The sequence below is a fragment of the Trichodesmium erythraeum IMS101 genome (assembly GCF_000014265.1).
GTDB classification, from domain to species: Bacteria; Cyanobacteriota; Cyanobacteriia; order Cyanobacteriales; family Microcoleaceae; genus Trichodesmium; species Trichodesmium erythraeum.
On record NC_008312.1, the window covers coordinates 3,970,355 to 3,984,657 of the forward strand.

Annotated in this window: 11 protein-coding genes; 6 read left to right on the forward strand and 5 right to left on the reverse strand. The window is 35.2% G+C overall.

Annotation, left to right across the window (positions count from 1 at the left end):
* Nucleotides 1–680 precede the first annotated feature (680 nt).
* Nucleotides 681–935, reverse strand: coding sequence for a hypothetical protein (locus tag TERY_RS12305; protein WP_011612133.1), 255 nt, complete (start codon nucleotides 933–935; stop codon nucleotides 681–683).
* A gap of 318 nt (nucleotides 936–1,253) precedes the next feature.
* On the opposite strand from TERY_RS12305, the gene TERY_RS12310 reads away from it, so the two are divergent.
* Entirely contained in the window at nucleotides 1,254–1,934 is a 681-nt protein-coding gene (locus TERY_RS12310; protein ID WP_011612134.1) for an ester cyclase, read from the forward strand.
* A gap of 740 nt (nucleotides 1,935–2,674) precedes the next feature.
* Here TERY_RS12310 and TERY_RS12315 read toward each other — a convergent pair.
* A complete protein-coding gene (locus TERY_RS12315; protein WP_011612135.1) occupies nucleotides 2,675–3,688 on the reverse strand; it encodes a (S)-8-amino-7-oxononanoate synthase BioU in 1,014 nt (337 codons plus the stop codon).
* A gap of 659 nt (nucleotides 3,689–4,347) precedes the next feature.
* Here TERY_RS12315 and TERY_RS12320 point away from each other — a divergent pair.
* The 3 genes from TERY_RS12320 to TERY_RS12330 all read left to right on the forward strand — a co-directional run bounded on the left by TERY_RS12320 (nucleotide 4,348) and on the right by TERY_RS12330 (nucleotide 5,816).
* Nucleotides 4,348–4,560, forward strand: coding sequence for a DUF2997 domain-containing protein (locus TERY_RS12320; protein ID WP_044136774.1), 213 nt, complete (start codon nucleotides 4,348–4,350; stop codon nucleotides 4,558–4,560).
* 45 nt (nucleotides 4,561–4,605) lie between these two features.
* Nucleotides 4,606–4,992, forward strand: coding sequence for a DUF1257 domain-containing protein (locus TERY_RS12325; protein ID WP_011612137.1), 387 nt, complete (start codon nucleotides 4,606–4,608; stop codon nucleotides 4,990–4,992).
* Between the two features lie 368 nt (nucleotides 4,993–5,360).
* Nucleotides 5,361–5,816, forward strand: a complete 456-nt coding sequence (locus tag TERY_RS12330) for a 4Fe-4S domain-containing protein (RefSeq protein ID WP_011612138.1) — start codon at nucleotides 5,361–5,363, stop codon at nucleotides 5,814–5,816.
* A 533-nt stretch (nucleotides 5,817–6,349) separates the two neighbouring features.
* Here TERY_RS12330 and TERY_RS12335 read toward each other — a convergent pair.
* The 3 genes from TERY_RS12335 to TERY_RS12345 form a co-directional block, all read right to left on the reverse strand.
* The gene (locus TERY_RS12335) at nucleotides 6,350–7,966 is read right to left on the reverse strand and encodes a DUF4335 domain-containing protein (RefSeq protein ID WP_011612139.1); all 1,617 of its coding nucleotides are present in this window, start codon (nucleotides 7,964–7,966) and stop codon (nucleotides 6,350–6,352) included.
* A gap of 785 nt (nucleotides 7,967–8,751) precedes the next feature.
* Nucleotides 8,752–9,357 carry a DUF3038 domain-containing protein gene (locus TERY_RS12340; RefSeq protein WP_011612140.1) on the reverse strand — a complete coding sequence of 202 codons (606 nt, stop codon included), beginning with the start codon at nucleotides 9,355–9,357 and terminating at the stop codon, nucleotides 8,752–8,754.
* Between the two features lie 424 nt (nucleotides 9,358–9,781).
* Complete coding sequence (locus TERY_RS12345) at nucleotides 9,782–11,662, reverse strand: DUF1565 domain-containing protein (protein WP_011612141.1); 1,881 nt, start codon at nucleotides 11,660–11,662, stop codon at nucleotides 9,782–9,784.
* An 897-nt stretch (nucleotides 11,663–12,559) separates the two neighbouring features.
* On the opposite strand from TERY_RS12345, the gene TERY_RS12350 reads away from it, so the two are divergent.
* A complete protein-coding gene (locus TERY_RS12350; RefSeq protein WP_011612142.1) occupies nucleotides 12,560–13,642 on the forward strand; it encodes a thiamine phosphate synthase in 1,083 nt (360 codons plus the stop codon).
* Between the two features lie 11 nt (nucleotides 13,643–13,653).
* Nucleotides 13,654–13,896, forward strand: a complete 243-nt coding sequence (gene thiS, locus TERY_RS12355) for a sulfur carrier protein ThiS (protein WP_011612143.1) — start codon at nucleotides 13,654–13,656, stop codon at nucleotides 13,894–13,896.
* The last annotated feature ends 407 nt before the right edge of the window (nucleotides 13,897–14,303 follow it).

The window sequence follows — 14,303 nt, forward strand, 5'->3', positions numbered from 1 at the left end:
CATCAAAGCTTGAAGTTAGCGGTTTAGGCGGCTAGAGGAAGAATCCGGTCTAACTCAAGAGACTTTGGCTGCAAGTCTGCTTCAAAAGTGGGCTTAGGAGAAAGGACACGACTAATAGCAAAACGTTGAAGTCCTCAATACAGGCGAGAAAAACTCAACTCGGAATGAAGAGGAGAGACTTTGGGCTGAAATCCGCGTTATAAAACTTCTCGTTCGATGGCTTCAACGCTCACCTGTTTGCCATAAATAGTAACCGAGAGTTTTTGAGGCGTAAATTTTGTAGGAGATGAGTTAGTTTCTATTCTCCCTCAATTTTAACCGTTTTTTTTGGTTTTAGATTCAGTTAGTTGCTCCCCAGCCACAGCCTTTTTTTCCCATCCGGGTAATGACCTGAATTCCTGAGGAAACTAAAGGGGCAAGAAGACGATAGAACTAAGCTACTGTTTCAGGTCGAGAACTAAGAGGATGACTCCATCCCAAAAATTAGCTCGGTGAGCTACACCCTGGGAGTCAACGATGAATTGAAAGGGATTTAATTTTCCTGAAATTAGCCTCATCAAAGTCTGCCAACACCAATAATGGTCGCTGGTTTTCTCCCCACTAATTAATTCCAGAATGCTCCCATGATGTCTTTTGAGGCTTTCTCCCCTATCTGCTTTTTCACTATGGTCTTTCCACAGTTAAACCCCTGAAATTTTCTGGCAATTTTTCGGGAGTAATAAAGTATCCAGACCAGCTAGATATCTTCTGTGGACCTGAAGCTGATTTTCTACCTTCTGGAGCAGGAGAGCGACCAAAGTTTTTCCCACCCTATTGATATCCCAGAGATTTTCAGACATAAAGCGATCGGGCTTTACAGAAACCGTTCCACCCAAAAATAAGAGTGAGCGATGTTGTTCATCGTTTTGCTTCCTCTGATTAACAACAGTCCCCATAAATATCCTTGGAAAGAGACAAAATTAAGTTTCCAGAAGTGGCAAGTAAAAACCAGAAAATAACTAAATAATTCTTGAGAAATAAACTGTTGCATATCTAGAACACACACAGTTGAGAGATCCAGGTTTAGTGTATCATTAGCGCCTCCAATAACTTACAGAGTCATCCCTTCTCTCTAGGGCTTGAGTATTTAAACTCAGTAGTGAAGGCAAAAACTATAAAAGTATAGACTTTATTTGTAATTAAAAATAATTAAATAATTATATAAATACCCATTGTCTTCAAAAATAATCTAGTAAACTTAAGTTGTAAAACTAATGATTGAAAAAAATATGAGTAATACTGACTCTAAGCTCCCCCTGTGGGTACAAGATCGAGACAAAGTAATTACTAATAATGAAGGAGTGGAATGGCGAAAGGGGAAACGACCAGACTATTCTCATAATGATCGGGTTTTCCAACAAGAAAGTAAACACGATCATCAAAAAGGCTCTTTAGAAGCGATCGTTCATAACCTAGTCAGAACTTTTGAAATGGAAGTATCTAATAAAATTGATCCTCAACAGTGGTTATCTGTTGTTGCCGATAAATTTCGCATGAGTAGTAATGGAGGTAAAGAATACACTGCTCAAGAAACAGCAGAGCAAGGAACATATAATCTTTTTATGAGTCAAAATCAATATTATAATCCCAAAGAAGAAACTTTTGAATCATCCTCTGAAGTTTTTAATACAGCTTTTCCTGAAGGGTTTCTTTGGGAAGTAATAGAAGTGCTCTCAGGACCACCAAATGTTACTTTTAAATGGCGACATTGGGGAACTTTTAAAGGTAATTTTAAAGAGCATAAACCCACTGGTAAAACTATTGAAATCATAGGTATTAGCCTTGCTAGATTAACTGAAGATTTAAAGATTTTATCTATAGAACATTATTTCGATAATAGTAAGTTTATTAAAGATTTAACTGCTGGTAGTTGCCCATTTAATAGTCAAAAATAACAAGATTATTTAAAAAAAAGTAGGAATAGCTTGAATATATCTATGGTATAATTTTCTAACAATTATTTCTCAATACAATTTAAGTAATTAAGCACTATTAAACTCCTGGAAAACCTACTTTAGTTTGGCTGATGGTATATGCTATAAGAAGTTCAATATCATATAACACATAGGTGTAATTAATTTTGTGTACCAGCTATACTACTTCCTACACATCTAGTTTTCTCCTTTGTTTGCTCTTGTAGAGTAAATTGATGTTTACGAAACATTACTTGGAAAAATTGCCTCTACTTCCCTAGTTATTTATAACTTTTAAACTAGACTCACCATTCGCTTAAATTTTTAGAGAATAATCTTTAATAACGGTTACACACTAAGTGCACATTTGTTTTCTGCAAATTGGGTAAACCAAATGGAGTAGGTTGACGATATCTAATTTACTGCCTCAAACTATGATAAACTCCTTGATAGTAAATCAGTTGTTTTTGATTAATAAATTTTTGCTCTATACCTCAATTTCCATCCCATAAATGATTTGGGGAGGTTGATCAAATTTTAGGTTGAAGCTAGAGGCGAAGGGTGAGTTAAGATAGTGGCGTTCGCTCAACGGATCGGAGTTCTATGGCATAGATACCTGCAGGAGTTCTATACAATAACTATTCATCCTGACTTGACATAATACTATAGTGTGAGTAAAAAACTCACACTATTAATACTTCACCCATTAAGAAGATAAACCACTAGCGGACAAACTGTGGCATAACTTCAGCAGCAGTAAATAAACCATAAATACCTCTTTGATGTAAACCGACTCCTGCTTTGAAATAGCCAAATGCCGGACCACAAACATTAGCCGCCATGCTTGTTTCATCTCCTAATGTAAAAGTATGAGTAGAAATTTTACCTTCAAAAGTGCGACCAGTTATCTGAACATTTGTACTTAAAGGTTTTTTCGGGTTGCGAGTATCAACAATACCTCCTACTGTTACTCGATCGCGATCGCAAATTCCTGCCAACTCCAACATAATGTCGTCAGCATGTTCCATGTTCTGCAAATTCAACAGACCATTTGTACTTTCCAACAAAGCTTCCACCTCAGCATCAGTCATGGCTTTAGCTTTTTCCACATCATATCCGGGTAAATGACCAATATCCTCACGAATTGTGGCGCGGTAAGCTTCCCAATTGGCAATACCCACTCCAAAAGTAATTTTCACACTATGAATTTCCCCATAACTCTGAGCTGCTATAGCTGCTGCTGCAGTTAATAAACCAGGAGTTGCGCCACAACCTGTCATATAAGTAATACCTGCAGCTTGTAGTTCATCTTTGAGGGCCAACAATTGTTCTACCGCACTCGTTCTTTTAATAGCATCGACTAATACTCCCCGCCAACCAGCAGCAATAAATTGTTTAGCAACACTTGCCATAAAAGTATTAGGTAAGTTAGGAAGGGCCAAAAAATAACCATCCACAGTACCAGCTACTTTAATTAATTCTTCAATACTCTTATTACTTAAAACCCCACCAGTTTCTAAATAACCTAAAGACCCTTGGTCATTATACATAGTCATACAATGGTCAGCATTTAATCCTTGAGAATTGTAGACATAACCTTTTTGGTCAGCAGCAGCAACCAAGGCCATTTCTTGTTTAGGTGCAAGTACCCTAGCTGCAGCTTGCCCCAGACCGCCGAAACCTAAAACACCTACATGGATTTGATTTTTGGAAGTTGTTATTTTCATAGCCCTCATAGTATTTAATTTAACTGGACAGACTTTTATTATCTGCTAAGGTGCATCACTCTGGAAATCATTTTAGTTATCACCAACAGCACTTTCCACTGTATTTAAGGTATAAATTTAGGGGGTAAAATGCCCGCACCATAAGATTTTACTATTCAGGCCTTGTACATCTCATTTGAGTCCGATACTTTATCAGTTATCAGAGTTGACATCCTTCTAGGCAGTTAAGCGTGGGAGGAGTTTTACCGTTAGCTTGCTCAGGAGCGGGTTGACCTTGTAGGGACATTCCATTGAATATCTTTACTGTAATCTAGCCGTAAAAAAAATTATTTTTTCTTAACAATTTATGTTATATTTGTCAATAGTTTGAAGTTAAAAGTTTTAATAAAAGTATTAACTTGTCTAGTTTCTCTTCCCACATTTCCTTATGCCTGGGTTTAGTATCTTGACTGTTTCCAAAATATACGCCAAACTTAACAAGTAATTAAGTTACTGCTTCAGATTATAATAACTTTTGTTAATGATTCGTTATATATCAATTAATAAAAATTGATTTAGATTAAAAGCAAATCATTGAAACAATCAAGAAGCAACTTTAGCAGATATTCAGTTTCAAAAAATTGGTGTCTGTACATAGTCCTATAACTGTTCATCATTGAGCTATGAACATGGAAACTTTAGAGTTCATCATTTATCCAGATGGTCGAGTACAGGAAAAAGTGACTGGCATTGTCGGTAACTCCTGTACAGAAGTAACTGCAGCAATTGAAGCTGAGTTAGGTATTGTCTTAACTCAACAGACAACTTCTGAATATTTTGCTCAACAGCAGCATCAGTCTGATACTGCCACAACGCAAGTTTCTTCTTTTAGCGACTGGTAAAATTATTTTTTTTGTTGAGTTCCGTTTATTGCTTCTCAAATAACTATGTCACACTTTAGTCAAATTAAAACTCAAATTCGTAATTTAAAGTCTTTGCAGTCTGCTCTGACAGATTTAGGTATTGACTGGAAATCTGGCCCAACACAAGTCCGGGGTTATCGTGGACAGACTAGCACTGCTGAAGTGGTCATACCACAAAATAATGGGTATGATTTAGGTTTTACTTGGAATGGTAATGAGTATGAACTAGTAACTGATTTACAATTTTGGCAACAAGCATGGTCTGTAGATCGGTTTATAAAAATGGTGACTCAGCGCTATGCTTTACACACTGTAGTCAATGAAACTACCAAACAAGGATTTCAAGTTACTGAACAGCAAAAAAATCGGGATGGATCTATCCGACTAGTTGTTCAGCGCTGGAGTGCTTAAATAGGAGTAATCTCTTGCTAGTCTAGTAGGGTTCATTATACTCCACTTCCTGTAATGTTACTGAGTTCCTTAAACTATCGCGAAAGGTACCCTACTGGACTATAGAGCTCATTTGGCATCTCGGAGTGAAATAGGTAGAGAAATAGTGACTATAGGGGCATTTTTTGACCTTTTTTCCTTATTTTATTTCTCTAACTCCTAACTTCTAAATGTTGAGTTATAACTCCTTTGCCGACCACAAACACTCCTTGCCAAGAGAGGAAATGGCTTTTATATAATAAATTATTATCAGTGTTTGTTGGACTTTTTTCTGGGACCTAACCTTACCAATTCTCAAATTATAAATCATATTTATTTGTTTTGAAAAAATGCTAGATTTTTCTTCATCCTCCCTAGAAGGTGAGACAGAACGTTCTGGTTTGGAACCTGAACTTGGTGGAATATTACGGGATACTCCAGAACGTTCCGGTTTGGAACCTGAACTTGGTGGAGCATTACGACAAAAGGGAGTTTATGTTGATGAAATTACCTGTGTTGGTTGTAAACACTGTGCCCATATTGCTCATAATACTTTTTATATGGAACCTGACCATGGGCGATCGCGAGTTTTTGATCAAGATGGTGACTCTCAAGAATTAATTCAAGAAGCTATCGATACTTGTCCTGTTGATTGTATTCACTGGGTTGATTATACTAAACTGAAAACCCTGGAACAAGAGCGCAAGTATCAAGTAATTCCTATTGCTGGAGGTCCAGTGGATCATAGTACAGTGCGTATTGCTAGTCATAAAAACAAGCAAAATTTTATAAAAAAAGAAATTTGATTGTTGTAATTAGTGGTAATAATATAGGTTGGCCAATGAGACCTAACTCAACAGACATCTTTTTGTTCGCTCTAGTTGCCTCAACCCAACCTAAAATTTTAGATATAGATTTGGACACATTTCTGTATGGGCTTAAATTTTTAGGCGTATCAGTCCAATACCCTGATTTACAGGGCTAACAATTTGGACTTTGAGATTCTCCCCCGCTGTTAGGGGCGCTTAAAGAACCTAGCTGTAGCTTCTCAACGGGTTGACATTTTGCTGGGGCAAATATCTGCTAACACAGGCTGTTGCACCAACCCCTCAAAACTTACTATATCATTATTTTTTGATTAATTAAGTCAACGCTCTTTGCCATAAATATGTGTTTTAATACATTTATGTGACTGCTTAATTTCTACTTAAGGGATCTTGCCTGCATTAACTCAAGCTTATGTCAGTAGTTTTTCTTTAGTTGATAAGTTTGATAACTTAATCACCTGAAATAACTAGCTCGGGACGGTATTCTTAGATTCTAAAAATTGTCAACTAAATTATTCCTCTAAAAAAGTCTGTACTTGACCATTTGGTCTCAAAACTAATCGAACTTTAGCAGTTTTTCCGCCCTCAATATTAGACACAAAAGTTTGTTCTTCTAGAGGCATATTTGTATTACCATAAAACTCAACCGATGCTCGACTAATGGGAATTACCTTTTTCACAGAACCATCCCCATTTAGTAATAAACTATACTGCAAATCTTTTTCTAAACCTGAAGGCGGTTCCCAGGTTTTTTCAAAGTATTCTCTCACCTCTGCTACTTGAGGAATTTTATCAAGCAATGTATATTTAGACTTGTTTTTCTCACTATTAGATTCAGCAGTAGTTGATATATTACCCATTACCACCGGATCTACATCTTTTAAGGCTGGTAAATTAATTTTTCGGGGAACATTTATCGGAATACTACTCACATCTAAATAGGGTTTGACTCTTCTGCTATTAATATTTGTATTTGGTAATGGGGGTTGGTTTGGAGCAGGTTGAATTTGCAGACTTGGAGGCTGTTGCACAGGGTATCTAGGTTGTACTGTGACTCCATAATTAGGTAGTGCTGCTGGAGGAACTGGCGGAGGTGTTTGTAGCGGTGCTAGAGGAATTGGTTGGGGTGTCTGTAGCGGTGCTGGAGGAATAACAAATGTATTAGAACTTCCTTGGTTTTGGGGAGTGGGAGAAAAATTAGGTTGTCTTAAATTATTAGGAGATGGTGATCCTGGAGGATTTGGTTTAGGAAACAAAGGAGATGGTTTAGGAATGGGAGAAGGTTTAATTATGGTTGTTGTTGGTGATTTTTCTTTTGGTGTAGGTAATGGGGATGGAGGTACTTTTGGTGTTGGTAATAAAGTAGGGCTTGGGGATGTCTGGGAAGGAATTGATTGATTATTATTCCTGATAGCATCTGATGTAGCAATATTTTCATTTTGCTTTTGTTGACTTATTGCATAGCGGTTATAAAGTTTAATTCCGCCAGCAGTCAAACCAGCAGTAAGAGTCATTAGTATTACAGTATGCAACCATTCGGGAATAGGTTTAACTTCACCATCAGACTGAAACTGAGGTAATGTCTGTAAATCATTTTGACATTCATCTAGAGCGATCGCTAAATCATATAATTGTAACATACTCAGGGAAATAAATTCTCCTGATTCTTTGTTTGCTAAAGATCCCAAAAATAAATCATGGGTCAATAAGTCTCGTGGTTGCACATAAATATTTTGATTATTTATCAGGGGTTGGGAAGAAAAATTTATAACTTTCGCATTAGCACCTTCCATAGTATCTTCTGTGCTAGTATCTTTCTGATTTTTTTTATAAGAATTTTGTAACTGTATATTACTATCTTTTTCTACTTCTGTATTTTCCACATGTGAGGGTACAGTCGAAGAGTTATTTAAAAATTCTTGGACATAACTAGTAACTACTTTGTGGAGAAGATCTAGTTCGCTGCGCTCGCCTTTAACTGCCATATGCTCTGCTTCAGACACCCTGGGGTCGTCAAAACTGAGGCTAAACCTTTGTTGTCTTTGTATACCAAACCATGTTAACAATTTCAAACCTTTAGCTGTTACTGTTAATGTACAGGTTGGGGGAGTGTAACTTCGTGAAAACATTTGAATTAAATATCAATTTAAAGCCATACTGAAAAAATTTGAATTAAATATCAATCTAAAGTTATGCCATTAATCGTTTTTCCCTCTTAATGCCTAATTAGTTAATAATTTTATTCATCCTCAAAAATCAATTTGTACCAATTACTATAAACTTATACTATACTTAGTTGATACTTCAATTATTTAGTAATTAACACAGTTGCAATAACCTTTTTAATCATTATTAAATGGGAAACTGTAAATTACTATTATGGCAGTAAAGACGTTGTATACAACGTCCTTACCACAATACTAGCCAGCTCAATAGCCAAATTGAAAAGTTTTTGATAAATGGTATTACACAAAGTTTTAGGAATTAAGTACGGGATACATTGTTAGAGTTGCCATCTAACTCAGGAAAGTCAGAACAGATAAATTTATAGCCTTTATTTTTCTCCATAACTGTTTGATATTATCAATAAAAATAGCTAGTATTTTACAAAACAAATTATCACATTTGCATTTGTATTTTTAGGCTTTTTTTATTAAATTTATTTAACTAGTACTAAATTATAAAAAAACAAACATTAAGGAGCTTTAAATATTTTGCTAATCCTCAACTAATAATTATTAATTATCTTAATTATATACATTTTTTTATCAATTGATTTGATGATTATGTCAAAATAATTTACTTGCCCAACCCCAGCTTTTAATAAGATAATAATCATTTGGGGGGATAATTTCCCAAAATCTACGTCACCAAAACAAAACAACTTTTGATTTATGACCTCTGACTTTTGACTCTAGCTAGTTTTTTTATTATTGAGTTTAAGGCTTAATAAAAGACGATTGCATCCTTGAGGAGCGCTATAAAATAACAAATCAACTAATAACTTTAAAGCTAATGTTTCTGATTTATATGGTGTCGTACTGCCACGATCCCAATAATAATTTTGATAGACTTCTTTAAAGTCATAAAGATATTCCCTTAACAAAGTAACTGATTGAAGTTTACTATTTTGACTATCAATTTGTTCCATTAATGACACTGCACGACGAATTAAACCTTGGTTTTGTTTTGCTAGGTGACAGATAATTAATACAAAACTTTGAGCTTCTTCTACTTTCAGAGGTTGATTTTGAAGTACTACTGATTTTAATCCCTTCTCTGTTTCTACTACTAAAGAGAGCTGATCGGCAATTTTGGTCGATATATTTAATTGACTTGCTACTCGAACTATGGACTCAGAATTAATACCTATTAAAACCTTGAGAGCTAATAGTGTAATGTCCAATTTTGTTCTAATCTTATCTAATGGAACTGTTTGGGCCAGTGGAGGCTGGATATAATCTTGTCTCTGAGGAAGCACGAAAGATTTCGCATCACTGGGACTTGCAGATATCACCATATTATACCTCTGGAAATTTTAAACTCAGCAAATCTATTGTAGTCTTAGTCAAGCAAATTGTGTCTAATATGAAAAAAATTTTTTGTATGGATATTTTCTTGAATGTTTGTTTTTTCAAAAAATAATAGATATTAATAGTCTTTGTTAAGAAAATAAGTTAAGTTATACTCATTAATCAATTTTTGTGGCAAATAAATAATAGAAGTAAGGCAAAAAAGAAGGGGTAAGTTAAAAAAAAGGGGGAAAATGATTAACTTCTTGAGTGAAAAATGAATTCGAGCAGCTCTTTTTAAGTATCTCTAATTAAGTAAGATACATGATGACTTCTGATGACTTCTGATGACTTCTGACTTCAGCTATAGTCCTTTGCAGGGAATTTAATTTCGCTGCTTTGCGCCTTTTGATTTTTATCTATATCTTAATCTTATTGCACGGGTAGAATTTGAGCATTCAACCCATTGTTCTGCAAAGTTCTTAATAATTTATTCGCTTGAAAGCGACTCTTAAAAGCTCCTGCTTGCATTATAGAATTACCATTAATTTTAGTGGAAAAAGCATCTGGTACGAGCGATCGCAGCTTATATTGCTGAGAAATATTATTCACACTTACCACTACCCGATAGCGTAGACCTAAAGCTACTGCATGATTTTGAGAATTAGACCTTAAAGATAGCCTAGAAAGAGGTAATGGATTTTTATTTTGTGCTATACCGGGTGGTACATAACCTCCACGACCAAGAGGAATATTTGCTGTGGGAACAGGTAATACACTAGGAGCAGCAACTGGTGTCTTACTTCCATAAGTTGGGGGAGTGCTTCTTGGTGGTAAATTCGACAAGGCTTCTAATGCTCTTCTTCCTGACTCTGGTGGCGATACTGGTATTTTAATTGTTTGTCTATTATAGTAATTAGGATTAGTTTCTAGCAGTCTTTGTAAATTTCTCTGACCATTAGGTTGTTCGTAGGAATTTGTCCTAGATGTTTTCTGAGTTTCTGGAAGTGGTACAGGGATGATAACTATTTCTCTGGTTGAATTTTGTGTTCTGGCTCGGGAAACAATATTACTAGATATGCTTTGCTCCGGTGGTTTTTCTGCTGAGGGTGAAAAATTTGATTCTTTTGTCTTTACCTGAATGTCTTGTCTTAGAGGTGCAGTTTCCATAACTACTGCCTCCTTTTTCGACTCTCTTTGTACTTGATCTACATTTGGGGTTGTTGGAGTATTTTTCACAGGAGCAACTCGTGGAGGTGGGGCAATTTTTCCCGCTATATCGATGCTACCATAATTACGATCGCCTTCTAAAGAATTTCCATAAGCAGGAATAATTTTACCTTTAACTACAGAATAAATATTATACTGACCATTATTACGAATAGTATTACGACCAGGCTCTTGAGAATTACCTAGATCCGGTAGTGATCGAGCGGTGGCTGCTACTCCATTCTGTCTATTATTCTCTATATAATTGCCTCGCAAAATTGGCTGTGCATTTCCTTGGATAATTATTCCATTTTGATTTTCAATTAAACGGTTTCCTATTACTTTTGGAGCAGCATTATCTGAAATTTTAATGCCCACAGCTGTGTTTTGAAACAAATTATTTCTAATTTCTGGTTGAGAATTATCAGAAATTTTTATACCATTTCTGCCGTTGTTATAGAAAGTATTTTCCTGAATCATTCCTATATTATTACCCACTATAGAAATTCCATTCATACGATTACCAGTAAAAGTATTTTTACTAATAATAAAGTCACTAGATTCGATCCATAAACCATAACCTTGAAGATTAGGATTTGTGACTGTTACACCATTTAACTTTGAGTTTTTAGCTGCTATGATTGTAATATTTTTTTGTTTTATAGTCGAACTATTAAAATTACCACCACCTATAATTAAAACATTTTTACCTCTGTTGAAGAAGTTGCCTTTTATTGTGACTTTTGGCTTTAAAATTAAAGGGAAAACTTCACCTGTTTGTCTGCTATAAGTTCCAGGAGCAAGTAAAATTGTTGTATTAGGTTGAGCAATTTTTAAAGCATAAGTAATAGTTTTCAAAGGAGTAGTTTTAGTTCCATCTCTGTAGTCTCTGCCAATTGATGAACTAACATAAAGCACTTTCATCTCAGAATTAGCTTGATTTTCTGGGACTTGGGCTACTTCTTTTATGGGTGGTACTGCCAAACTTGTAGACGCAAATAACCCTAGTAATACTGTAGCTAAAAGGATTGATAAATAACTGGTTTTATGTAATAAATTTGTGTGATTATTTTCTGATGAAGAAATTATAAATATTGGATTCACAGCTTTTCTCCTGGGAAACTATGACAGAAAATTAGTTATATTTTATAATGGGATGTTTTGAACAAAGATTTTGATTTTTTTTCAAAATGATTTAATTGTTAAAGATTATGGGTAAGTTTTAAATAATCTTCAAAGAAATATATAGCAATCAGGAATAATTTATGAAATTTTTAATAACAATTAAGAAGAATCAAAATTATTCAATATTCTGAGTTTTAATTTTTAATTACTACTAAAACCTTACAATTGACATAAGATGCAATAGTTATAGTTAAAGTAGACTTGCCCCTGAAACCCAGAGCTGTTCTATTTTCTTAAAAGTACAGATGGGGGAGATGGGTGAGATGGTGGCTTTAGGAGAAAATAGGTGAAAAAATAAGGTTTTGACTATTATCAGTAATCTTTTTACCTTAAATGAACTGTTTTCTTGAGACATCATCGCGATCGCTAATATTTGTTTATTCTTGTTATCTGGGAATTACAGCAGACACTGGGCAAATTATGCTCCCCTGCATTTGGTAAAAACTATGTATTAGGGACATCTTGTCTCTGTGGGCGGAGTTCATAAATCTGAAATATGCTGATATAAATGATTAATAAATGCAAAAATTTCTAGCCTGAGATTTAGGATTTTTTCTAAATATGGCCTGACAGTTTTTCCTTTTGTCCTGTGGGAATAAACATTGAGTTCTACAATAATAGAAAAATTATATAAATGATAGTGAATTTCTATATAATAGTAAATTTTTATATTTTAGCCGGGATTATATTACAAAAAAATATATATTAATGGCATAATAGCAAAGTTTGTTTTGGTCTGCCCTCCAGATATTTGAGAGAGCAAATTTATAATTGTTTTGACACAGTAAGATTAAAATTTATAGGATAACTTTTATTATGGGCGATCAATATAATTTGGAAAAAAATGTGCAACCTGCTATTCGCCGAATTCTAGATGCAAATTTAGATAGGGCTCGGGAAGGACTAAGAATTATTGAAGAATGGTGTCGCTTTGGGCTTAATAGTATAGATTTGGCCCATGAGTGTAAAAAATTACGTCAAGAGATAGGTGGTTGGCATGCTACAGAACTGAGAATGTCCCGCAACACCCCTAATGACCCAGGCACACAGTTGACTCATCCACAAGAAGAACACCGCTCAGATATTGAACAACTACTACAAGTTAACTTTTGTCGTTTAGAAGAAGCACTCAGAGTCTTAGAAGAATATGGAAAAATTTATAATTCTCAGATGGCTTTGGCTTGTAAACAAATACGTTACCGAGTTTACACTATCGAAAGTGGTATTCTCGCCTATAAAAGAAATCAACAACTGCAAGACTCCTACTTATACCTTGTTACTTCTCCTGAAGAAAAGTTAGTTGATATAGTAGAGGCTGCTCTTCAAGGGGGGTTAACTCTTGTCCAATATCGAAATAAGACGGCAGATGACATAACAAGATTGACAGAAGCCAAAAAACTTTGTGAGGTTTGTCGCCGTTATGGGGCTCTATTTATTGTTAATGACCGGGTAGACTTAGCGATCGCTGTTGATGCAGATGGGGTTCATCTTGGACAAAATGATATACCTCTTAACATTGCTAGGCAACTGCTTGGTCCCCAGAAACTTGTAGGTCGTTCTACTACAAACCAGGAAGAAATGGAGCGGGCAATTCAGGAAGAAGCAGATTATATTGGAGTCGGGCCAATATATGAAACTCCTACTAAAGTAGGTAAAAAAGCAGTTGGTCTAGAATATATCAGTTATGTTGTTAAGAATTGCCCTATTCCTTGGTTTGCTATTGGTGGAATTGATATGCAAAACTGTGATGAAGTTCTATCTGCTGGTGCTCTTCGTGTATCTGTAGTTAGGGCAATTATGCAGTCAGAGCAACCTACTTTGGTAACTCAATATTTTCTGTCTCAATTAAGTCGTTATCAAACATTACGTTCTCATAGTATATTGCCAGAAAAAGTTTAGGTTAGATCAGAATGTCAAATAAAATTACTCTTATAGTTAATGGAGAAACTCGTACTTGTTTACCTCGGACAGTCCTACCAAATTTTTTAGATGAGTTAGGATTCAACTCCCGTTTAGTGGCTGTAGAATATAATGGTGAAATTCTACATAAACAATTTTGGGATAAAACTGAGATGCAACCGGGGGATAAGTTGGAAATAGTTACTATTGTTGGAGGTGGCGTTGAAGTCAGTAATGATAGTCATTTGAGTTGAGATGGAGACATTTCTTTTTTGCTAGAACTAAGTTTCAGCAGAAAAAGAAAGGGTGTTCTATTTTTCTTTGAAATGACTATAAAAGTCAGGAGTAGGGTGCTGTTAGTGATGGCGTAACGCACCCAAACCCAGATTATTAAAAAGGATGTTTCTCAACTGTTTTATATTGATATGCTCCCGATGTTGGGCTTAGGGGAGAAGGGGGTGTTATTCTGCCAAGGAGCCCCGACCGCAGTTTTGAGGTGAGGTGATATCCTCCCCCTGTGTTGATAATAATCTAATTATAACGCCGTTTGCGATAACTTTTGTATTGAGCCAAAAGGTTTTTTTTATTATTAAGTTTGAGTTTGGTTAGGGATGGATGTTATCTATGACTGAGTGCAGTTTACCTAATGTTACTCTTATTT

Excerpts from the sequence above, each read along its gene's own strand:
- TERY_RS12315 (WP_011612135.1), bottom strand. The coding sequence starts at position 3,688 with ATGAGGGCTATGAAAATAACAACTTCCAAAAATCAAATCCATGTAGGT.
- thiS (WP_011612143.1), top strand. The coding sequence starts at position 13,654 with ATGTCAAATAAAATTACTCTTATAGTTAATGGAGAAACTCGTACTTGT.
- TERY_RS12335 (WP_011612139.1), bottom strand. The coding sequence starts at position 7,966 with ATGTTTTCACGAAGTTACACTCCCCCAACCTGTACATTAACAGTAACA.
- TERY_RS12320 (WP_044136774.1), top strand. The coding sequence starts at position 4,348 with ATGGAAACTTTAGAGTTCATCATTTATCCAGATGGTCGAGTACAGGAA.
- TERY_RS12350 (WP_011612142.1), top strand. The coding sequence starts at position 12,560 with ATGGGCGATCAATATAATTTGGAAAAAAATGTGCAACCTGCTATTCGC.
- TERY_RS12340 (WP_011612140.1), bottom strand. The coding sequence starts at position 9,357 with ATGGTGATATCTGCAAGTCCCAGTGATGCGAAATCTTTCGTGCTTCCT.
- TERY_RS12330 (WP_011612138.1), top strand. The coding sequence starts at position 5,361 with ATGCTAGATTTTTCTTCATCCTCCCTAGAAGGTGAGACAGAACGTTCT.
- TERY_RS12325 (WP_011612137.1), top strand. The coding sequence starts at position 4,606 with ATGTCACACTTTAGTCAAATTAAAACTCAAATTCGTAATTTAAAGTCT.
- TERY_RS12305 (WP_011612133.1), bottom strand. The coding sequence starts at position 935 with ATGGGGACTGTTGTTAATCAGAGGAAGCAAAACGATGAACAACATCGC.
- TERY_RS12310 (WP_011612134.1), top strand. The coding sequence starts at position 1,254 with ATGATTGAAAAAAATATGAGTAATACTGACTCTAAGCTCCCCCTGTGG.